Annotated in this window: 16 protein-coding genes; 11 read left to right on the top strand and 5 right to left on the bottom strand. The window is 71.6% G+C overall.

Annotation, left to right across the window (positions count from 1 at the left end; genetic code table 11):
* Position 1 precedes the first annotated feature (1 nt).
* The gene (locus tag Bequi_RS14375; RefSeq protein WP_347271979.1) at positions 2–2,107 is read left to right on the top strand and encodes a glycosyltransferase; all 2,106 of its coding nucleotides are present in this window, start codon (positions 2–4) and stop codon (positions 2,105–2,107) included.
* A 94-nt stretch (positions 2,108–2,201) separates the two neighbouring features.
* A complete protein-coding gene (locus tag Bequi_RS07500) occupies positions 2,202–4,046 on the top strand; it encodes an ABC transporter ATP-binding protein (protein WP_249737320.1) in 1,845 nt (614 codons plus the stop codon).
* Positions 4,047–4,207: 161 nt separating this feature from the next.
* On the opposite strand, the gene Bequi_RS07495 is transcribed toward Bequi_RS07500, so the two are convergent.
* Positions 4,208–5,086, bottom strand: a complete 879-nt coding sequence (locus tag Bequi_RS07495; protein WP_249737319.1) for a glycosyltransferase family 25 protein — start codon at positions 5,084–5,086, stop codon at positions 4,208–4,210.
* 321 nt (positions 5,087–5,407) lie between these two features.
* Here Bequi_RS07495 and Bequi_RS07490 point away from each other — a divergent pair, with 321 nt between their 5' ends.
* Both Bequi_RS07490 and Bequi_RS07485 read left to right on the top strand, forming a co-directional pair.
* A complete protein-coding gene (locus Bequi_RS07490) occupies positions 5,408–6,961 on the top strand; it encodes a sugar transferase (RefSeq protein ID WP_249737318.1) in 1,554 nt (517 codons plus the stop codon).
* Between the two features lie 4 nt (positions 6,962–6,965).
* Positions 6,966–7,496 (top strand): VanZ family protein, encoded by a 531-nt coding sequence (locus Bequi_RS07485; RefSeq protein ID WP_249737317.1) that lies wholly within the window; start codon positions 6,966–6,968, stop codon positions 7,494–7,496.
* On the opposite strand, the gene Bequi_RS07480 is transcribed toward Bequi_RS07485, so the two are convergent.
* On the bottom strand, positions 7,381–8,229 hold the full coding sequence (locus Bequi_RS07480) for a nucleotidyltransferase family protein (RefSeq protein WP_249737316.1): 849 nt from the start codon (positions 8,227–8,229) through the stop codon (positions 7,381–7,383). The genes Bequi_RS07485 and Bequi_RS07480 overlap by 116 nt on opposite strands.
* A 46-nt stretch (positions 8,230–8,275) precedes the next feature.
* Between Bequi_RS07480 and manA the strand changes: the two genes are divergently transcribed.
* Genes manA through Bequi_RS07465 form a run of 3 tightly spaced genes read left to right on the top strand, consistent with a single transcriptional unit; the run spans position 8,276 to position 11,075 of the window.
* Positions 8,276–9,481 (top strand): mannose-6-phosphate isomerase, class I, encoded by a 1,206-nt coding sequence (gene manA / locus Bequi_RS07475; protein ID WP_249737315.1) that lies wholly within the window; start codon positions 8,276–8,278, stop codon positions 9,479–9,481.
* Positions 9,478–9,768, top strand: coding sequence for a PqqD family peptide modification chaperone (locus Bequi_RS07470; RefSeq protein WP_249737314.1), 291 nt, complete (start codon positions 9,478–9,480; stop codon positions 9,766–9,768). Before manA ends, Bequi_RS07470 begins: the two co-directional genes overlap by 4 nt.
* Positions 9,765–11,075: a phosphoenolpyruvate carboxykinase (ATP) gene (locus Bequi_RS07465; RefSeq protein WP_249737313.1), complete on the top strand. Its 1,311-nt coding sequence runs from the start codon at positions 9,765–9,767 to the stop codon at positions 11,073–11,075. Before Bequi_RS07470 ends, Bequi_RS07465 begins: the two co-directional genes overlap by 4 nt.
* A 13-nt stretch (positions 11,076–11,088) precedes the next feature.
* Here the strand turns inward: Bequi_RS07465 and Bequi_RS07460 are convergent, their stop codons facing one another.
* Both Bequi_RS07460 and Bequi_RS07455 read right to left on the bottom strand, forming a co-directional pair.
* Positions 11,089–12,228: a MauE/DoxX family redox-associated membrane protein gene (locus Bequi_RS07460; RefSeq protein WP_249737312.1), complete on the bottom strand. Its 1,140-nt coding sequence runs from the start codon at positions 12,226–12,228 to the stop codon at positions 11,089–11,091.
* A complete protein-coding gene (locus tag Bequi_RS07455; RefSeq protein WP_249737311.1) occupies positions 12,225–12,956 on the bottom strand; it encodes an arsenate reductase/protein-tyrosine-phosphatase family protein in 732 nt (243 codons plus the stop codon). The genes Bequi_RS07460 and Bequi_RS07455 overlap by 4 nt, the downstream gene beginning before the upstream one ends.
* Before the next feature lie 135 nt (positions 12,957–13,091).
* On the opposite strand from Bequi_RS07455, the gene Bequi_RS07450 reads away from it, so the two are divergent.
* The 3 genes from Bequi_RS07450 to Bequi_RS07440 are packed head-to-tail and all read left to right on the top strand — an operon-like array spanning position 13,092 to position 16,707.
* On the top strand, positions 13,092–14,519 hold the full coding sequence (locus tag Bequi_RS07450) for an MFS transporter (RefSeq protein ID WP_347271978.1): 1,428 nt from the start codon (positions 13,092–13,094) through the stop codon (positions 14,517–14,519).
* A gap of 32 nt (positions 14,520–14,551) precedes the next feature.
* Positions 14,552–15,730 carry a hypothetical protein gene (locus tag Bequi_RS07445; RefSeq protein ID WP_249737310.1) on the top strand — a complete coding sequence of 393 codons (1,179 nt, stop codon included), beginning with the start codon at positions 14,552–14,554 and terminating at the stop codon, positions 15,728–15,730.
* Between the two features lie 50 nt (positions 15,731–15,780).
* Positions 15,781–16,707, top strand: a complete 927-nt coding sequence (locus Bequi_RS07440) for a methylenetetrahydrofolate reductase (protein WP_249737309.1) — start codon at positions 15,781–15,783, stop codon at positions 16,705–16,707.
* Here Bequi_RS07440 and Bequi_RS07435 read toward each other — a convergent pair.
* Positions 16,697–18,781, bottom strand: a complete 2,085-nt coding sequence (locus tag Bequi_RS07435; protein WP_249737308.1) for a glycosyltransferase — start codon at positions 18,779–18,781, stop codon at positions 16,697–16,699. The two genes, Bequi_RS07440 and Bequi_RS07435, sit on opposite strands and share 11 nt — an antisense overlap.
* Before the next feature lie 177 nt (positions 18,782–18,958).
* On the opposite strand from Bequi_RS07435, the gene metE reads away from it, so the two are divergent.
* Entirely contained in the window at positions 18,959–21,265 is a 2,307-nt protein-coding gene (metE, locus tag Bequi_RS07430; RefSeq protein WP_249737307.1) for a 5-methyltetrahydropteroyltriglutamate--homocysteine S-methyltransferase, read from the top strand.
* Positions 21,266–21,336: the final 71 nt, after the last annotated feature.

The following is a 21,336-nucleotide window of genomic DNA, read 5'->3' as shown; positions in this document are numbered from 1 at the left end:
TGTGTTTCCCGCACCTCTCGCCTCGATCATCGTCCCCTCGTATCGGGGGGCTGCCCGCCTGCCCGCCCTGCTGGAGTCCCTGGCCCGCCAGGAGGAGAGCACCCCGCCTTTCGAGGTGATCGTGGTGGTCGACGGCTTCGACGACGGCTCCGTCGCGCTGGTCGAAGCGGAGTCCCGGTTCGATGTGCGCTCGCTCCTGCTCCCTGAGAATCGCGGACGCGTCGGCGCGCTCAATGCCGGATTCTCCGCGGCCCGAGGAGCGATCCTGATCCGCTGCGACGACGATCTCGTCGTGCCCCCGGGTTTCGTCTCCGCGCACGTCGCCGCGCACCGGGACCGCGCGGAGCCGGTCGCGGTCGCCGGTCTCACCCGGGACGTCCACGAGGACTCGCCGTTCGCGCACGCCTATGGGGCCGCCGCCGCAGAGCGGTCGTTCTCGCACGCCTCCACCCGTCCCGCCCCGGAGCGCTGGCGCCACTGGGCTGCGAACTGCTCGATCGACCGGGCCACCTGGGAGGAGATCGGCCCGTACGATCCCGCCTACCGCGCCTACGGCTGGGAGGACGTCGATTTCGGCTACCGCCTGCACGCAGCGGGGATCCCGCTGCTGCGCGTGCCCGCGGCCGACGCCGAGCACCACGGCCCCGCCCGCACCGCGGGAGCTCGCGCCCTCAAGGCCTTCGACTCCGGAGCCGCGCGCGACACCTTCCACCGTCTGCACCCCGAGGCGCCCCTCCAGCAGCCGGTCCCGGGGGAGGGGCTCTGGGGCCGCGCGGTGGACCTCTACGCCCGCACCCATCGCAGCGGGGCTGCCGTGGAGCGGACGGGCAGGGCCATCGATCGCGTGATCGGGCGGATGCCGCGCCGCGCGGCGGAGAAGCTGGTGGCGCTGAGCGTGGAGGGTGCGGGCCTCGCGGGTGCCCGTGCGGGGGCCGGCTCCAGGCCCGGACTGTCGGACGCCCCCGCGCCGGGTCCCCGCACGGGGCCGCGCATCGCCATCGCCCACGACTACCTCACGCAGCGCGGCGGGGCGGAGCGCCTGGTCCTCTCGATCTGCCGAGCCTTCCCGGAGGCCGAGGTCCACACGCTGTTCTACGAGCCTGAGCAGACGTACCCGGAGTACCGCGATGTCCGCATCCGCTGCAGTGCGCTCAACCGGGTCGGAGTGCTCCGCCGGGATCCCCGCCTGGGGCTGCCGCTTCTCGCCCCCTTCGCCTCGCGCATGCGGATCGACGCCGATGTCGTGATCGCGAGCTCTTCGGGCTGGGCGCATGCCTTCCCCGCCCGAGGGAAGAAGATCGTGTACTGCCATTCGCCCGCCAGGTGGCTCTACCTTCCGGAGGACTACTTGGGGGATGCGGGGCGCCTGGATGCCAAGCGGGTCGCTCTCACCGCCCTCGGTCCGCTGCTGAGGCGCTTGGACCAGCGGGCTGCCGCCCGCGCCGACCTCTACCTCGCGAACTCCAGCGTCGTGCGCGAGCGCATCGCCCGCGTCTACGGGATCGATGCGCCCGCCCTGTTCCCTCCGTTCAGCCCCGACGTGGCCGAGGGGCCCCAGGAGCAGATCGGGGCCCTCGCGGAGTGGACCGGCCCGGGAGGGGCGGAGGGCGGCCACTATCTCGTGGTCTCGCGACTGCAGCCCTACAAGCACGTCGATGCGGTGATCGAGGCGTTCCGCCGCATGCCGGAGCGGCGCCTGCTGGTGATCGGGAAGGGGCCCGAGGGCGAGCGCCTGCGCGCTCTTGCCCCCTCCAACGTGCGCCTGGTCGAAGGGCTCAGCGATGCCCAGATGCGCTGGGCCTACGCGCGCGCAGCAGCCCTGATCGCCGCCAGCCACGAGGACTTCGGACTCACTCCGCTGGAAGCAGGAGCTCACGGGGTTCCCACGCTGGCCCTGCGCGCGGGAGGCTACCTGGACACGGTGATCGAGGGGGTGAACGGACTGTTCTTCGACCAGGCGCGGCCCGAGCAGATCCGTGCAGCGGTGGAGCGCGCAGAGCGTGCAGCGCTGGATCCCATGGCCATCCGCGACCATGCGCGAGCGTTCTCCGAGGACCGGTTCATCCAGGAGCTGCGCGCGGCAGCGGCGAGCGTGACGTTGCGCTGAAACGATCCCCGGATGTTGGCGCAAGTGCGGCGCACCGGGCACTCTGGGCGTGCTGGCAGTGCTCGCCCGGGCACAGGAAGAAGGGGGAGCGCTGATGGCACAGATCGCCGACATCGAGCAGCAGAAGGACGGGCTGCAGACCGATATCGCGAATCTCCGCGTCGTCTTCCGTCTCATCCCGTGGCGCATGCGGTGGCGCATCATCCTCCTGGTTCTCGCCTCGGTGATCGCCGCCGGCCTGGACATGGTCGCGGTCGCGACGATGCTGCCGCTCACCCAGATGCTGACCGGCGGCGGGGAGATCCCGCCCGTCGTGCGCTCCTACGTGATCCCCGTGATCGGCACCTCCGATCGCAAGATGATCCTGCTGGCGCTCGCTCTCTTCGTGGGGCTGAGCTTCGTGACCAAGAACATCGGCATGATCGTGATCCGGTGGTTCAGCCTGGGGATGACCGCGCGCGCCTCCACCTCGGTGCAGGCCGGTCTGCTGCGGCGGTACATCTCGGCTCCCTACGCCTCCCATCGCCGCCGTTCCAAGGCGACGATCCTCCAGGCCGTGACCTCTGCAGTGCCCACCGCGCTGAATGCGGTGCTGCTCGGGTACGTGACCGTCGTCGTGAGCGGGATGACGACAGTCCTGCTGTTCCTGACCATCCTGATCCTGTCGCCTCTCGCCTCTCTCGCCGCAGTGGTGATCTTCGGCGGGGCCGCGCTGCTGATCGCTCGAGTGCTGAAGCCCTGGGCGATCCGGGCCGCCCTGCGCAACCTCGACATCGAGGTCGATGCCTGGCGTTCGGTGAACCCTGCGATCGAGGGCTTCCGCGAATCGCGCGTGTTCGGCAAGGAGGATCTCTTCGCTGACTCCTACGCGCAGAACCGCACCGATTCCGCTCGGCAGTCGCGCATCCAGGGCATCCTCGGCGAGCTGCCGAAGTACCTGCTGGAGATCGTGATGATCTTCGGAATCCTCGTGGTCGCTCTGCTGCTCTTCGCCACTCGCTCCGAGTCTGTGGCGTTCGGGCTGCTGGCGGTCTTCGCGGCCGCGAGCATCCGGATCGTCCCCTCGCTCAACATGCTGGTGGCGACGTTCAACGGCATCCGTGCTGGCCGCCCGCAGCTGAAGCTCGTGGCCGCGGAGGCGCTGCGCCTCGAGGCGGAGGAGGCGGAGAGCCGCGGCTTCGAAGAGGTCGTGGTCGAGCTGCCGCGGGCGGACATCGTTGTCCGCGACATGGGGTTCCGCTATCCGGATGGCGACCAGGACGTCCTGAGCGACGTGTCCGTGACGATCCCAGCCGGCAGCACTGTGGCTCTGGTGGGGGCCTCCGGTGCCGGAAAGACCACGTTCGCCGACATCCTCGCAGGGCTCCTGGAGTCCACCACCGGCTCGATCACCGTCGACGGCCGGGACATCGCCGAGTTCCCCCGGTCCTGGCGCAGCGGGATCGGCATGGTCTCCCAGAAGGTCTACGTCTGGGAGGCGACCCTGCGGGATCTGATCACGTTCGGGGATCCGGTCGAGCAGGTCGATGAGGCGCACCTGCGCGATGTCGTCCGCCGCGCGCGGCTGGAGGAGCTGGTGGAGTCGCTCCCGCAGGGCCTCGACACGGTGATCGGGGATTCCGGGGCTCGCCTCTCGGGAGGCCAGACCCAGCGCGTGGGCATCGCCCGGGCGCTCTACGCGGATCCGCAGGTGCTGATCCTCGACGAGGCGACCAGTGCACTCGACAACGAGACCGAGCACGAGATCACGGCGACGATCGAGGCGCTGCACGGGGAGATCACGGTGATCGTCATCGCGCACCGCCTCTCCACGGTCAAGAACGCGGACGAGATCCTCTACTTCTCCCGCGGCAGGCTCCGCTCCCGAGGCACCATGCAGGAGCTGCGGACGACGGACCCGGAGTTCGCCCGCCTCGTGGAGCTCGGATCGCTGACGTGACCGAGGATGGCGGCGGGCATGTCGAACAGACGCTTGGCTTCCGGTAGGCCGGTACCAGAGGCAAGGGCATGCCATTCTTGCAGTACTTGCATGATTGCAGAGGGGGCGCCGCGCGCGAGCCCCGACTGCCGAAGGCAAGCCTCCACCTGCCACGGATCAGCTCAGGGGGTGGCTAGGCAGCTACATAGGTCTGCTGCGGTGGCACGGAGTTGCATTGAGACATGTCGCAGTCGGCGCCCGGGGGCAAGCCAGGCTCGAAGCTTGCCGATGCGCGTGCTCGGCAGCGGTACGTCCGTGGGCGGTGCGATCTGGCTCTCCGGGCGCTCCTCGTATCCGATCATCGAGGGGCTGTCGCCCGTGACGGCGAGCGTGGGGCGCACTGCGCGCAGGTCCGTCCCGGAGACGATGGCGAGCTCGTGGTAGTCGTCGGCGAACCAGCTCATCCGCCCTGCCGTGTCGACATGGGTGATGTACGCGCGCGCTGCCTGGCGCGAGACGAGGTAGAGGCAAGCCCCGACCAGGAATCCGTCGATATGGCCCACGCGGTAGCGCCGCCCGGTCGCGGGGCCGGTGATCCGGGTCGAAAGCCATGAGAGCTGATGCTGGCTCTCCGACATGGACCAGAGGTTCCGCGCGGTCGCTGGGCCCGTGCCGTCGCGCAGCACGACGAAGCCGAGTTCGTCCCCCCGGTCCAGGATGGCCTGGACCACCCCGGGATAGTCGGGGGTGGGGAGCGTGTCGTCCTCGGCGACGACGAGGACATCGTCGTCCGGTCCCGGCGCCTCCGCGAACTCGCGAAGAACCCGCATGTGGCTGATCGCGGCACCCACTTCGCCCCCGGCTGGAGGGCGGCCGTAGCGCTGGGCGAAGGCCTCGCGATCGAACAGATCGTCTCCCCCACCCTTTCGCCCGTCGAGAGCCTCGTGCACACGGAAGCCCTGCGTCTGGGGATTCGCGAAGAACTGGTGGAGCCGCGGCGACCCGGCAAGTGCGATCACGACTTCGTCGGCCACTCGATGATGGGGGTGCGCTGCGCTCATGCGACGAGACTATCGGCGAGCCGCGGGTGGCGCAGAGCTGTGCGGTCCAGGTCCCCCAAAGGGAGGCAGAGGCCTCATAGCTCCGGAGTAACGTGTCACCCCGCACCCGGAGATGAACCGCGTTGTCCCTTTAACCCGGGCTCAGTAGTCTCGAAGCGCGTCCGGAAGACGTGTGCCCGGAAGCGGCGCGAGTCGATTTCTTGCCGGGCGCGGGCGGATTCCCGAGCCGCTTCCTCCGGCCGTCGCCTCAGGGAGTCGCGTCGAGAAGTCGCTGGGCCCGAGGCGGGTCAGCAGGAGCTCACGAGTGAGGGGAGGGGTCGCATGACGCAACGGGAGAGCGCACCTGTGAATGTCCAGCCTGCGCAGCGCGTCGGCCCGGTCGCTGCGAGCAGCTCCGGGTTCTCAGGCGAGGCCTCCGCGGGACTCGAGCTGGGGGAGCCGGCGCGCCATGCGCGCCTTCGGCGCGGTCGCTGGGCCCTGCAGATCAGCCTCCTGGTCGCAGACGTCCTCATGCTGGCCCTCGCCACCGCGTTCGCATACTCCCTGCGCCAGGCGCTCCCCGGGTTCGGGCGAGCGAACGATCTCTCGGCGAACGTGCTGGACAGCGGGCTGATCATCGCTCTCGGCTGGCTCCTGGCGATCCAGCTCTTCGGCGGCTACAGCACGGGCCTCATCCGCACAGGACCAGAGCTGTATCGCAATCTTCTCCACGCCTCGCTCGCTGCGGCGGGAATCGTCGGCGCGTTCCTGTACCTGGCAGGCACCGATCTCTCGCGCTCCTTCTTCGTCGTCCTGTTCGTGGTCGGGCCCCTCCTGCTCCTGCTCAATCGGGTGACCGCGCGCCGCATCGTCAACCTGCTGCGCCGGCGGGGCCACTTCCGCCAGGATGTGCTGGCGGTCGGAGCTCCAGTCCACGTCGAGGGAATCGCCCGGACCCTTCATCGCGAGAGCTGGCTCGGCTACGACGTCGTGGGCGCGGTGGTGCCCGTCCAGGCGCATCCGGGGCCCCTCGACTCCGAGATCCCCGTGCTGGGCACCGAGAGCGATCTGATCGACGTCGTGCGCCGGATCCGTCCTTCGGTGGTCCTGTTCACCGCAGGGTCCGCAGCGAGCGCCGAGCAGTTCCGCCGCATGGCATGGGAGCTCGAGGACCAGGAGATCAGCGTCATCGTGGTGCCCGGTCTCAGCGAGATCTCCAGCGATCGCGTCCGCATGCGGCCGGTCGCCGGGCTGCCGCTGGTCCACATGGACCTTCCACGTTCTCGGGAGTCCCTCAAGCTCGGCAAACGCGCTTTCGACGTCATCACCAGCGCGAGTATCCTCCTGGCTATCGCGCCTCTCATGGCCCTTCTCGCCGTGATCGTGAAGCTCGACGACGGGGGCCCCGTGATCTTCCGGCAGGTTCGAGTGGGACGCAATGGCGAGCCTTTCGAATTCCTGAAGTTCCGCTCGATGGTGACAGACGCCGAGGCTCTCCTGCAGCGGCTCCAGGAGCAGGAGCAGGACCGCGGCAACGACGTCATGTTCAAGATGGCGGACGATCCCCGCATCACGAAACCCGGCCGGATCATGCGGCGCTTCTCGCTGGACGAGCTGCCGCAGCTGTGGAACGTGCTGCGTGGCGACATGAGCCTCGTCGGCCCGCGCCCTGCGCTGCCACGCGAGGTCTCGTCATACGCCGGCGATGTGCACAGGAGACTCGCCGTCCGTCCCGGCATCACGGGGCTGTGGCAGGTCTCCGGCCGCAGCGACCTCTCCTGGGATGAGACCGTGCGCCTGGATCTTTACTACGTCGACAACTGGTCCTTCACGCAGGATGTGCTGATCCTCGGTCGCACGGTGCGCGCAGTGCTCTCCTCGAGGGGAGCGTACTGAGCGCATGTTCCTGCGCTCCGCCCGCATGCTCGCGGCGCTCATCCTGCTTGCCGGTTCCGCTGGAGCTGCCGTCCTCCTGCTGACGGCCGACGGCTGGGCGGTGAACCGCCTCAACGTGCGGATCTGGAACACTGTGACCAGTGAACTCGGGATCCGCCATCTGGTCACCCCGGAGCAGTTCGCCGTCCTCGCGAACGTCGCCCTGTTCATTCCCGTGTTCGCGGCGCTCGCCGTCCTCGTGCCGACCTGGTGGTGGGTGCTCCTCGCGGCTGTGCTCAGCACGGCGGTGGAGGTGTACCAGTCGAGCCTCGGTGGTCTGAGGATCGCGAGTTTTGGGGACGTCCTCGCCAACACTCTGGGGGCGCTGCTGGGGGTGCTACTAGGCCGCTGGGTCCATCATCGGCTCCGAACGCGCGACCTCAGCCGCGCCTCCCCAGCCGCCGCAGCCCCCGCGGCCACCGCTCCCACCACTCCCGGCGCAGCTCCTCAGGGGTCGGCGGGTGGCCCAGGCGGATCTCCAGATGATCGCGGTTGACGTGCGCGGCGCTGAGCAGCACGCGCACGCGCTCGCGCACTCCGCGCGCATCGCGCAGCCGCGCTCGCCACACCTCCGTGGGGTTCGCGTCGCGGTGCACGGCCTCCCAGAGGTGCTTCCCGTGGAGCCCGCGCGCGCGCTCGGGGCGGCCGGTGACGATCGCGAGCGGCACGCGCGCCCCGAGGCGATCGGCCAGCGCGTCCAGCTGGGCGCGCTCGGCGTCGTCGAGAGCGGTCCACGCGGAGGCGAGGTCGCCGTCGCGTCGGCCCATCGCATCGCGCGCCGCGTGCACGAGCAGGAGCAGGCGCTGGCTGACGAGGTCGGGGACGGCGCAGTCCCAGCCGCCGAGCTCCACGGTCTCGCGGCGCGACCAGAACTCCTCGAAGGTGCGCGCGGGATCCGCTTCCAGCCCCGGGAAGTGGCGGTGCAGATCCACCGTCCCCCATACCGGGCTGTAGAAGGTCGCGGCATGGCCGAACACGCTGCCCTGCTCGAAGTGGGTGCGCTGCTCCCAGCCCTGGTCGAGCAGCTCCTGCACGAGTGCGCTCACGCCCGCGGGGTCCACGAGCACGTCGCAGTCGCTCGAGGCGCCGCGGCCCGCGGAGAGCTCCGGGTGCAGGGAAACGCCCTTCACGTGCAGGATCCGCACTCCGGCGCCTCCCGCGACATGCTCCAGGCAGGCGTGGGAGAGGCGCAGGAGCACGTCCGTGGGGACGGCGAGGGGTGCGGTCATGGCATCCATGGTAAGAACGGTGGCAGCGAATCGGAGAAGAGGCCACATGTGGGAGATTGACGGCAGGCTCCAGCATTACGCCTGGGGCTCCGCCGAGGCGCTCCCGGAGTTCCTCGGCCGGCCCGCCGATGCGCAGCCCTGGGCCGAGGTCTGGTACGGCGCGCATCCCCTCGGCCCCGCCGTGCACGCGCGCACCGGAGAGCCGCTGGACGGCGCGATCGCTGCGGAGCCGCGCCGCCTGCTGGGCGACCCGGTGGCGCGCGCCTTCGGGGACCGCCTGCCCTATCTGCTGAAGGTGATCGCCCCCGCTGCTCCGCTGTCCCTCCAGGTGCATCCCACGCGCGAGCACGCCGCGGAGTCCTTCGCCGCGGAGAACGCCGCCGGACTGGCGATCGACGGCGAGGCCCGCAATTACCGCGACGACAACCACAAGCCCGAGATGGTCGTGGCGCTCACGCGGTTCCAGGCGCTGTGCGGGTTCCGCACGCCCCGCCGCGCCGCGACGATCCTCGAGGGCCTCGGCACGCCCCTCACCGATCGCCTGCACCGCCTGCTGGTCGATCAGCCGACGGCCCACGGGATGCGGGCCGCCTTCCGCACGCTCGTCTCCGCCTCGATGCGGCCGGGCCCGGAGCTCGTCCACGAGGTCGCAGCGGCCTGCGCCGCGCGCCTCGACGCCGGCACCTCGCCCTCCCCGCGCATCGACCGCACCGTCGGCGAGCTCCAGGCCCACCACCCCGGTGATCCGGGAGTGGTGGCGGCGCTGCTGCTGAACCCGGTGACCCTCCAGCCGGGCGAGGCGATGTTCGTGCCCGCCGGGGTCATCCACGCGTACCTCACGGGAGTGGGCGTGGAGATCATGGCGGCGAGCGACAACGTGCTGCGCGCCGGCCTCACCCCCAAGAAGGTGGACGCCGAGGAGATGCTGCAGTGCGTCTCCGTGCTCGCGGCCCCGCCGATGCGCGTCGCCCCCGAGCGGCTCACCCCCACCACCGTCGCGTACTACGCTCCTGTCGATGACTTCGAGCTCTCGATGACCGCGCTGGAGGACGGCCCGGGGATGTTCCAGCCGCGCCATCAGATCCCGGGATCGGGGCCGCGCGTGCTGCTCGGACTGGAGGGGGAGGTGCTGGTGGAGACGGGATCCGGTCGCGCCCGCCTGTCCCGGGGCCGTGCGCTCTTCGTCCCCGCGGCCGACGGCGCCCTGCGCGCCGGCGGCACCGGGCGCTTCGTGCAGGCGTGCGTGCCGTGACGGCCGCCCTGTACACCCCGGCGCCCCTGCGGGTGCAGGCGGAGACGGACACCTCGGTGTGGGTCGGGCTGCTGCCCTCGGGGCCGATCACCGAGCTCACGGGCATCGGACCGCTGCTGCTGGAGATCCTCGAGGACGCCGCGCGCCCGCTGAGCGCCGCCGAGGCGACCGCGCGCATGCGGGAGCTGGTCCCCTATGCCCCGATCGATGCAGAGGAGATCGTCGGCGCCTTCCTCAAGGGGCTCGCCGAGATGGGGATACTTCTGCACGCGGAGGGCGCCGCATGAGCGCGACCGCCCCGCGTGCCGACGAGGCCGCCGCTCCCGGGGACGCCGACACGTCGGCCCCGGAAGCAGCGCCGGGGCTGGATCTGGAGCACGTGCTCTTGGACCTGCCCGGCGGCCCGATGCTGCTCGAGTTCACCCCCGCGCACGCCGAGCTCGCGGGCGAGATCGCGGCGCTGTGGTCGCACGTCTCCCTGCCGCTGGATGCCTCGGGCGCAGGTCCTGCCCCGGACCCGCACCGCCTCAGCGCCCCCGAGGATCCCGGCGCGGGCGTGAAGGGCGAGGTGGTGACTCCGGGAGACGGCGCGTCCTACGCGGTCTCCGGGTACATCACCCGTGAGGTGATCTCCGCGCTGATCGGCGAGAAGCTGCTGCTCCACTCGGGGGCCGTGCGCATCCCCGGCCACGGGGTCGTGCTGCTGATCGGCCCCTCCGGCGCCGGGAAGTCGACGGCCAGCACGCATCTGGGCCGGATGGGGGAGTACCTCACGGACGAGCTCACGATCCTCGATCCGCAGTCCCTGCGCGTCACCGGATTCCCGAAGCCCGTCTCGCGCATCCAGCGCGATCTGGACGGCGCGCCCAAGCGCGACCTCGGCCTCGCCTCGCAGGGCCTGCGGCCGATCCGGGAGTCCGAGCCGCCCTCGCATGTGCTGCTCCTGAACCGGCGACAGGAGGGGGAGGGCACCAGCGGTGTGCGGCGCCTGCCGCTGCATGAGGCGGTGCTGCAGATGGTCGCCCAGTCCTCCTCGGTGTGGACCCTGCCGGATGGCCTGGAGACCATGGCGCGCCTGCTGACCTCCGTCGGCGGAGCCGTGGAGATCACCTACGCGGACGCCGACGAGATCCCCGGGCTCCTGGACGCGTTGCCCGCGCGCATCGAGGAGGAGTGGGAGACAGTGGCTGGCATTGGGGCCGACGCCGACGCCTCCGGGCTCGTCCGCTGCCTCCCGTTCGCAGGGGCCCTCGTCACCGACGAGGCCACGGTGCTGCTGCGCACCGGGACCGTGCTGACCCTCCAGGGCCTCTCGGACATCGTGTGGGAGATCGTGCGGGCCGAGGGGCCGCTCCCGCTCGAGCGCCTCGAGGAGGAGACGGTGGCGATGATCGGCCCCCATCCCGAGAGCAGCGCGCTCATCGCGGCCGCCCTCGCCGAGCTGGTCCAGCAGGGCGCGGTGGAACAGGATGCCGTGCAGCAGACAGCAGTGCAGCAGACGGCCGTGCAGGAGGATGCCGCAGAGACGATCCCCGCGGAGTCGGCCCCCGCGGAGGATTCCCCCGCGGATCAGGGGAGCGCGCCGAGCAGCTGAGCGCTGCGGGAGGTCAGAGGCCCGAAGTCTCCGCCACGCCCTCGTTCTCCCCGGGCTCCCCAGTCTTCGCGGTCTCCCTGCCGTCCTCGGGCAGCTCAGCCTCCTCGATCTGGGCGATCACCTGCTCCACGAACTCGGCGACCGCAGGCCCACCGAACACGGGGCCGCCGGCGGTGAGCCCGTCGGCCCCCAGCAGCATCGCCGCCGGTGCGCCGGCGGAGCGCAGGGAGGTCGCGATGTTCATCTCGACGTCCACGCTCGCGTGCTCGCCCGTGCGCTCCAGGAACTCCTCGGAGAAGGTGTCGAAGGGCTGGCGGAGCATCGCGCGCAGCTGCACGTGCGGGGCGAGCCGCTCGCTCCACCCCCGCATCTGATCGACCGTGCGCTCGCAGGGACCGCAGCCGGGGGTCACCCACACCATGAGCTGCGCGGCGCGGCTGAGGGTCTCGCGCACGCTCACGTAGCGCTCCTCGCCGTCGACGCGCTCCACGAGCATGCCGAAGGGGATCTCCTCGCGCTCGTACTCGAGCTCGTCGTCATCGGTGGCATCAGCGATGCCGTCCGCCTCGTGCGTGCGAACAGAGCCCGCGGCCGCGCCCGCGGTCCGCTCGTCTGCCGGCGCCGCCTCGGCCCGCGTCCCGCCGAGCGCGAGGGCCGTCAGCACGGTCGCCGCGACGAGGGCGAGCACCCACAGGATCCACGCGCCCGTGTGGGCGGTGACGGCGGCGGCGAGGTCCCCGCGAGCGGCGGCGGCCAGGCCGATCACGCCGAGCACGGTGAGCAGGATGTTCCGCAGCAACGTCGTGCGCGAGACCGTCGGCGAGCCGAGCGTGCCGAAGCACGAGCAGGTCACGGCCTCCGGGAACGTCAGCGCGCGGGCGATGATCACGAGGTACGCGAGCATCAGCGCGAGGATCGCTGCGGAGAGCACGATCTGGAGCGGCACCCACGGGATCCACAGGGCGAGGGCGGCCGCGATCTCCGCGATCGGCACCGCCGCCGCAGCGAGCGGATGCAGCGAGCGGGCGGGCAGGCGCAGGGAGCGCATCGCATCCTGGGTGCGCTCGCGGGCCTCGCGGCCCCCGGCCTTTGCCAGTCCGCTCACCAGCAGGGTGATCGACAGCAGGATCGAGGCGGCGACGAGGGGGCTCATGCGGAGGGCTCCTGGCGGGGGGAGTCGGAGTGGGAGGGGGAAGCGGGGGAGAGCGCTGCGGCGAGGCGCCGCACGTTCTCCTCGAGCTGGGCGGCGGCGGTCGCCGCGGCGGCGGCGCCGCGCTTGTAGGGGTCGGCGATCTCGGCGTCGGCCGGGACGGCCTGGCGGGCCCACTGCGCGACGTGCGAGCGGCGCAGCGTCTCACCCGGCGGCACGAGGGCGGCGAGGCTCGCGGCATCGCCCAGCAGTCCCACGCGGCGCATCGCCCCGGGGTGCTCCTCCAGCAGGTACTGCCGCTGGCGGCGGCTCATCACGAGGATCAGGTCTGCTGACGGCATCTCCGGCCCCAGCTGGCGCGAGCGGAATCCCGTCGCAGAGCCGCCGCGGGCCTGCAGCTCCGCCGCCATCAGGGAATCCATCGGCGCGCCGACCATCGCGTGGGTGCCCATGCTCTCCACGGCCGCTCCCGGGGCGAGGGCCTGCAGCAGGCGCTCGCCGAACGGCGAGCGGCACACGTTCCCCGTGCACACCACGAGCACCGAGCGCACGGCCCGGTCCTCGCCCAGCAGGGAGGAGACGCCGAAGGAGGATGCCCGCGGCGCGGTCGGCCCCGACGGCGCAGGGGGCGCGATGCCGAACTGCGGAGCGCGCGGCGCCTGTGCGAGCGCGCCGCCGAGGGGCGAGGCGGGGCTGGCGCCGGGTCGATCGGCGCGCCGGGAGCGGAACATGCTCCGAGACTACGTCGGCAGGCCGGGCCCGGGCAGTGCAGGGCCCGGGGGTTTGACCGATTCCACCCCGCGCCGCCCTGCCGAGCGGCGCAGGTGAGCCCGGCGATCGTCGCCCCACGGGCATAGACTCCGCGGGTGAGCACCCGTGACGTGAAGGACGCCCCTCTGCGGCCCAGGCGCCTGCTGGTCGTGCTGCTGCTGCCCCTGTTCATGGCGCTGGTGGCGGTGTCGGTCATCAACGTGGCGCTGACCCCGATCGGCCACTCCCTGCATGCGAGCTCTGGCGGCCTGCAGTGGATCCTCTCGGGCTACGCGCTCGCCTTCGCGATCCTGCTCGTGCCCGCGGGCCGCATCGGCGATGCCACCGGGCGCCGGCGCATGCTCATCATCGGCATCGCCGTGTTCACGATCGGATCCCTGCTCGCCGGCCTCGCCCCGAGCGTGCCGGTGCTGAACGCGGCGCGCATCCTGCAGGGCATCGGCTCCGGGCTGCTGAACCCGCAGTCCATCGGTCTGATCCAGCAGCACTTCCGCGGCCAGGCCCGGGCGCGGGCCTTCGCCTCCTTCGGCACCACGGTGGCCGTCGCGACCGCCATCGGCCCGGTGCTCGGAGGGCTGCTGATCCAGCTGCTCGGCGAGGAGGCCGGCTGGCGCTGGATCTTCCTCGCGAACGTGCCGATCGGCATCCTCGCCATCGTGCTCGCGCGCGCCTGGATCCCCGACGACCGCGCGCCCTCCCGCCGCGAGAAGGCCGACCTCGACCCCGTCGGCACGATCCTGCTGGGCGCGGCGATCCTGCTGGTCATGCTGCCGTTCCTCGAGCGCGGCGTCTCCGCGCTGATGTGGCTCTCGCTCCCGGTGGGCCTCGGCGTGCTGTTCGGGTGGGTCGCCTGGGAGAGCCGCTACCGGGACGCCGGGCGCCCCCCGATGGTCGATCCCGCGATCTTCCGCAACGTGCCCTTCCGCAACGGGATCCTGATCGTCTCGGTGTACTTCCTCGGCGCCACGAGCATCTGGATCATCGTGCCGCTGTACCTCCAGGCCCATCTCGGCCACACGCCCTTCGAGGCCTCGATCATCGGCCTGCCCTCGTCGGTCGCGGCGATGATCTCCAGCCAGCTCGGCGGGCGCTACGTGCTGCGCCTCGGCCGGCGCCTCGTGATCGCCGGCTTCCTCACCGCCCTCGCCGGGCTCGCCCTCACGGCGCTGCTCGCGGGCCCGGTCGAGAACGGCGCGACGTACTGGCTGCTGTCGCTGCCGCTGATGCTGATCGGCCTCAGCCAGGGCATGACCGTCTCCCCGAACCAGACCCTCACGCTGCAGGCAGTCGACCCCCGCTTCGGCGGGGTCGCGGGCGGCGTGATGTCCCTCGGGCAGCGCATCGGCGCCGCCGTCGGCACCGCGCTCATCCCCGGCATCCTGTTCTCCCTCACCGAGGGCGGCACCGCCTACCGCGAGGCCTTCGTGATCACGCTGGTGGTGATCATGGCGCTCACCCTCGCGGCGCTCGCCGTGAGCATCGTGGACCGCCAGCGGGAGAAAGCCGAAGGGCTCGGATCGTGAGGGCCGACGGGGCCGGCCCCGGGGCTGGTCCCATGAGGGCCGCGGCGGCGACAGAAGCAGCAGCGACCGCGGCCGCGCTCGGCCGCCAGGTCCGCTCCCTGAACCCGCTGCCGACCCTCGCAGCGGCTGCGATCGCCTACGCCGCGGCGTGGCTGACGGGGGCGCTCTGCGCGGGTGCGCTGGCGCTGCTCGTCCCGGGCTCCGGGGCAGGGGCCGACGGCGGCGGGGTGCTCGCGCGCGTGCTCGGCTGGTTCGGTCTCCCGAGCCCGGGGGAGGTGCTCGCGGCGATCTCCTGGCGCGCGCCCTTCCAGCTGATCGCGATGGCCGGCGGCGGCACCCTGCGCTTGAAGAGCCTCGACGATCCGCCGGTGGTGCTCGAGCTCGCGGCGGTGCCTCTTCCCGTGCTGGCGGCTCTCGCGATCGCTGCCTTCGTCGGCGGCCGCGAGGCGCAGAAGCGCTGGCACGGAGGGCTGCTCGCCCCCGATGATGCGCGCAGCCGCGCCGCGGTCGCCGGCGCCGTGGTGGCCTCCTCCCTGCTCGCGGGGCTGCTGCTCGGAGCGATCGCCGCCCTCCTCGCGTTCTTCACGGCCGCCCGGATCCCGGTGGGCGACCAGTTCCCTCCCCGCCTGCACGCCGGGGATCTCGACGCGGCGATGGGGCTGACGACCCTGACCACGATCGCTCTCGCCTGGGGCCGGCTGAGCGCGCCGCGCCTCGGCACCGGGCCCGCGGTGCGCCTGCGTGCGCTCGCCCCGATGGCGCTCGCCGTGCCGCTTCTGCTCGCGCTGATCGGGCTGCGCGGGCGCCTCGAAGCGACCGGAGACCTCGCGCGACTGCTCGGATCCCTGGTGGGCGAGCACCGGCTGGGGCTGACCGTCCTCGGTTGGCCGCTGTGGGCGCTCGGCGTCGGCCTTCTCGCCGCGCTGGTGGCGCTGGCGAGCGCACCTCGGCCCGCGGGCCGGATCCGAGAGCCGGGGGAGGCGGTGGTGCTGCCGCTCGGCTGCGTCATCCTCGCCGCGCTGATCGTGCAGGTCACCCGCTCGTCGCTGGTCATCCAGGCCGGCACCGGCGGATTCCTCGGATTCGGCGCCCGTGAGGCGCACGTCGCGTGGGAGGGCTCGATGAGCCTGCTCGCCCCGCTGGCCGCGCTCGCCCTCGGTCTTGTGGTCTCGGGAGTCCGCGCGCTGCGGGAGCGCACTGCACGTTCATAGAGCGACACCGGATCGCGCTCCCGCCGCCGGGGGACCCTAGGTTCCCTGGCATGTCCGGAAACTCAACGCTTGCCGAGCTGACCCGCCCCGCTGTGCAGCGCCGCCGCCCAGCCCTCAGCTACGAGCTCTTCCCCGCCCGCTCGGACACGTCCTTCGACCGCCTGCGCGAGACCATCGCCCAGCTCGAGGCGACCGCCCCCGACTACGTCTCGGTCACCAGCCGCGCCGGGCAGCAGAACTTCGGCCGCGTGCTCGACGTCGTCGACCACCTGCTCGCCGAGACCTCTCTGCGCCCGCTCGTGCACCTGACCTCGATCGGCACCACCCGCGAGGAGCTCAGCCTCGTGGTGCGCGCGCTGCTGGACCGCGGCGTGCGCGGGATCCTCGCCCTGCGCGGCGACCAGCCCGAGGGCCACAGCCTCGATGACGACGAGATCCCCTTCGCGCGCCCGCTCGTGGAGCTCATCCGCCAGGTCGAGCGCGAGCGCACCGCGCTGCTCGCGGCAGGGCGCGTGAGCGTCGGCGTCGCGGCCTACCCGCACCGCCATCCCGAGTCCGCGACCGCCCAGCACGACCTCGAGGTGCTCGTCGCGAAGGAGCGCGCCGGGGCCGACTTCGCGATCACCCAGGTGTTCTTCGACCCGGAGGTCTACGCACAGCTCGTGCGGCGCGCTCGCTCCGCAGGGATCCAGATGCCGATCATCCCCGGGGTCATGCCCGCCACCGATCCGGCGCGTCTCGTGAGGCTCGCCGAGCTCAGCGGCGTCCCTGCCCCGCGCGACCTCCTGCACGCGCTCGAGATCGCGCGCGACGACTCCGAGCGCCGCCGGATCGGCGTGCGCTTCACCGTCGACCTCGTGCGCCGCTCGCTCGATGCGGGCGCCCCCGGCCTGCACCTGTTCACCTTCAACCGGCACGCCGACGCCCTCGATGTGCTCGAGGCGCTCGATCTCGGGGGCTGGGCGGTCAGCGCCTAGCGAGTTCCTCGATGATCTCGAGGTAGCGCGGGAGCAGGACTTCTGGACGATGCGCTCGGGCGCCCGCGCGCGAAGCCTCGACAAGGGAGGCCCACAGATCCGTATCGCGGGAGACTCGGACGATCTCTGCTGCGAGAGCGGATGCGTCGCCTTGCCATACGAGGACGCCGCCTTCACCTACAGCCTCACGAAGCCCCGGTGCGTCTGCCGCGATGACAGCGCAGCCTGCAGCCTGTGCCTCAATGGCGACGACCCCGAAAGCCTCGTTCAACGTCGATGGAACGACTGCGATCCGCGAATCATTGAGGGCTTCGTTCACCTTGTCGGGGCTGAGCTCCCCTGTGAATCGGACGTGCTCTCCGAGGCCGAGATCAGCGGCCTGCTGCTCAAGGCTCGCGCGCTGAGCGCCGTCGCCGACGATCACGGCCTGCAGGTCCGGGAGCTCGCGCCGAGCCAGCGCCAGTGCGTCCAGGAGCACCTCCGCTCCCTTGCCGCGAACCAACCGGCCGACGAAAACGATACTGCCGACGGGGCGCTGGGCTGGAAGGGTCGTTTCGTGGAAGATATCGCTGCGATAGCTGTTGTGGATGACAGTTGCGTCAGCGCCCGTGTGCTCTGCCGCATCTCGACTCACACTGACAACTCGTGTCCCGCTGCGCCAGAGCTGCTCCCGCAGACGGTCACCGACTTCGAGCTTCGTGCGCTGGAACTTGCCTGTGAGGCCCGGGGCTATGCCCTGGAGGCGTGGGCCTTCCGGGTCGCGGATCCATCCGTGGATGATCGTGAGCGTCGGCTTGCGCAGCAGAGGCACCATCGGTGCCCAGCCGAGCATCGGGGAATTGAAGATCACGACATCGGCGCCGCGGATGGCCCTCCAGCGCTGGGCGGCGGAAGGAGCGCGAAGGATTCGGTAGGGCAGGGACGCCTCGTCGGGCATCTGCTGCTGCGTCGTCGTCAGGACGGTAACCGAGAGCCCGCTCCTGCCCAGGAAGTCGCACAGGAACGCGCCGACGGACTCCACGCCTCCGGCCGTCGGAGGGAAATAGGCGCTGAGCATGACGGCGCGAGTACCGCCGACGGGCCGGGGGGATGCAATGGAGCTTCCGCATGTCGCGGGGTCGTCGATCAGCTGGCGCGCGGGGAGCCGCCCGCCGCGATAGGCGAGGAGAGCGCGCAGATGGCCGGTGCGCCAGCCGAGGTCGTTCATGAGGCGCCTCGTGGCGGGGCGTCGTCGCGCAGTGGACAGTGCGAAACGGCCGAGAGCTTTGCCCGTGCCGAGGGCTAGGTCGATCCAGCCGCCATCCGGCGGAACGATCTCGGCGAAACGGAGGTGGTGCAGGCGCGTCATCTGCGAGTAGTGCATCTGCTGCCGGTAGAGGGCCTTGGAGCCCGGACGCATGCGGTAGTGAATCCACGCGGCGGGAGTGTGCTGCGAGGTGAAGCCGGCGCGATGCAGCCTCCATCCGAGGTCCCCATCCTCTGCGCCGCCGGCGTAGGTCTCGTCGAACCCGCCCACGGAGAGGAATGCGGAACGGCGGACGGCGAAATTGCATCCGGGAAGGCTCGGAAGGGCCCCTTCGGACGAGGGCGTGAAACCTGGCGGATCGATGGCCGCCGGATCGCCCGACGGAGCTTCGTCGGATGTGAAAGGCGCGATTCCGCCGAAGGATGTGTCGACTTCGGTGAGTGCAGCCGCATGGGCCGCGAGCCATCCCCGCCCGACCACATCATCTGCGTCGCAGAATGCGAGTCCCTCGGTCTCGGCGTGGAGGGCGCCCTTGTTGCGAGCGAAGGACTGCCCTGCCCGCTCGTGCGCAGGCAAGATCCGGATCGGGACAGGGAACGACTGCGCGAGTTCTGCAACCTTCGCCACGAGATCGTCGGTCGAGCCGTTGTCCACGATCATCAGCGACCACGGCCCCGAGTAGTCCTGATGTGCGAGCGCATCGAGCTGCGGATCGATGAGGTGCGACGCGTTCTTGACGGGGATGATCACCGTCAGGGAACGGACTGGCTCACGGCCCGATCCGTGCGGGGTCGAGGCGGAATCAGGCGCGAAGGCGGTCTCGCTCATGCGCCGAGCGTACAGGCGCATCGAGACGACACCGCGCGCCACAGAGCGTCATGGACATTGTGGACGACGAACGCGAGGCCCTAGCGTCGCCGGCGCCTCCAGTGCACCGCTCTGTCGCGCGGACCGGCACCGGACAAGCTGCCGTCCCGCCGTTCCGCAACCACCCCAGGAGTCCCCATGACCACCACCCCCGCCCCGCTGCCCGCCGCGACGATCCTCGGCTACCCCCGCATCGGCCCGCAGCGCGAGCTGAAGAAGGCCGAGGAGGCCTACTGGGCAGGCCGCATCGACCGCGCCGAGTTCGATGCGCGGGTGCGCGATCTGCGCCGCGCGACCCGCACCCGCCTCGCCGAGCTCGGCCTGCGCGACGCCGCCGCGATCCCCGAGAGCTTCTCGCTCTACGACCAGGTGCTCGACGCGGCCCTCGCGATCGGGATCGTCCCCGCGCGCTTCGCCGCCGACCTCGGCGAGGCCCCTGCGCTCGATGCCGACGACCTCTTCGCCCTCGCCCGCGGCACCGAGTCCCAGCAGCCGCTGGAGATGACCAAGTGGTTCGACACGAACTACCACTACCTCGTGCCCGAGATCGGCCCCGCCACCGACCTGCGCCTCGCATCGACCCAGGTCATCGACCTGCACCGCGAGAGCCTGGAGGACGGCGCCGGCACCCGGCCCGTGCTCGTCGGCCCCCTGACCCTGCTGCTCCTCGCGAAGGCCGAGGACGGCGCCCCGGAGGGCTTCGACCCCCTGGACCGACTGGACGACGCAGTCGCCGTGTACGCGCAGATCCTCGCCCAGCTCGCCGAGGCCGGCGCCCCGTGGGTGCAGCTCGACGAGCCGGCCCTCGCCGCCGACCAGCGCGTGGACGCCGATGCGCTCGCAGCTCTGCTGAAGCAGTCCGCCGGCCGCCTCGCAGCCGCCGCCGATCGCCCCCAGATCCTCCTGACCACGCCCTACGGCGGCATCGGCGACCTGCTCCCGGCCGTGCTCGCCACGGGCGTCGAGGCCGTCCACCTCGACCTCACCCGCGGTGATCTGCCGACGGCCGCCCAGCTCGCAGGCGTCGGCAGCACGCAGATCGTGGCGGGCCTCGTGGAGGGCCGCTCCATCTGGCGCACCGAGCTGCCGACGGCTGCCGCGCGCCTCGCCGTGCTGCGCGAGCGCGTCGCCGAGGCGGGCGGGGACCCGGAGCGCGTCAGCGTCGGCACCTCCGTCTCCCTGCAGCACGTCCCGCACACCGTCGATCTCGAGCCCGATCTGCCCGGCGATCTCGTCGCCACCCTCGCCTTCGCCGACGAGAAGGTCGCCGAGGTCGTGCGCCTCGCCTCCGGCGGCGTCACCGCCGGGGACGCCGACGGCCCCCGCTCCGTGCCCCGCACCTTCTCCGGGGTGCGCCGGGATGCCGTGCGCGAGCGCGCCGCGGCGCTGACCGCCGCCGATCTCGAGCGCAGCGCCGTCGCCGAGCGCGAAGCCGCGCAGCGCGAGGCGCTCGGCCTGCCCGACCTGCCGACCACCACCATCGGATCGTTCCCGCAGATCCCCGCGGTGCGCCGGGCCCGCGCCGATCTCGTCGCCGGCCGCATCGACGAGGGCGAGTACCGCCACCTCATGGAGGACGAGATCGCCCGCGTGATCGACCTCCAGGAGAAGCTGGGCCTGGACGTCCTCGTGCACGGCGAGCCCGAGCGCAACGACATGGTCCAGTACTTCGCGGAGAACCTCGACGGCTTCGCCGTCACGCGCAACGGCTGGGTGCAGTCCTACGGCTCGCGCTGCACGCGCCCCTCGATCCTCTTCGGCGACGTCTCCCGGCCCGCGCCGATCACCGTCTCCTGGTCGACCTACGCGCAGTCGCTCACGAGCAAGCCGGTCAAGGGCATGCTCACCGGCCCGGTCACGATCCTCGCGTGGTCGTTCGTGCGCGATGACCAGCCCCTGGCCGAGACCGCGAACCAGGTGGCGCTCGCCCTGCGCGACGAGGTCGCCGATCTCGAGGCCGCCGGCATCGGCATCATCCAGGTCGACGAGCCCGCCCTGCGCGAGCTGCTGCCGCTGCGCGCCGACGCCCACGAGGCCTACCTGCAGTGGTCGGTGGACTCCTTCCGCCTCGCCACCGCCGGGGCCGACGACGCCACGCAGATCCACACCCACCTGTGCTACTCGGAGTTCAACGAGGTGATCGATGCGATCGACGCGCTGAATGCGGACGTCACGAGCATCGAGGCCGCCCGATCCCGCGGCGAGATCCTCGAAGCCCTGGACCCCGAGCGCTTCGCCCGCGGCATCGGCCCGGGCGTGTGGGACATCCACTCCCCGCGCGTGCCGAGCGTGGAGGAGATCACCGAGATCCTCGCGGCCGCGAAGGAGCGCGTGGGCAGCGCCCGCCTGTGGGTGAACCCGGACTGCGGGCTGAAGACTCGCGGCTACGAGGAGACCGAGGCGAGCCTCGCGAACCTGGTGGAGGCCGCGCGCGCGGTGCGCTGAGGCCGACCAGAACTGCAGTCGGCGCACTCACGTTCCATCCGTGGAACGTGAGTGCGCCGACTCGTTCAGGC

The sequence above is a fragment of the Brachybacterium equifaecis genome (assembly GCF_023509525.1).
GTDB classification, from domain to species: Bacteria; Actinomycetota; Actinomycetes; order Actinomycetales; family Dermabacteraceae; genus Brachybacterium; species Brachybacterium equifaecis.
This window is presented reverse-complemented; position numbering and strand designations above follow the sequence as displayed.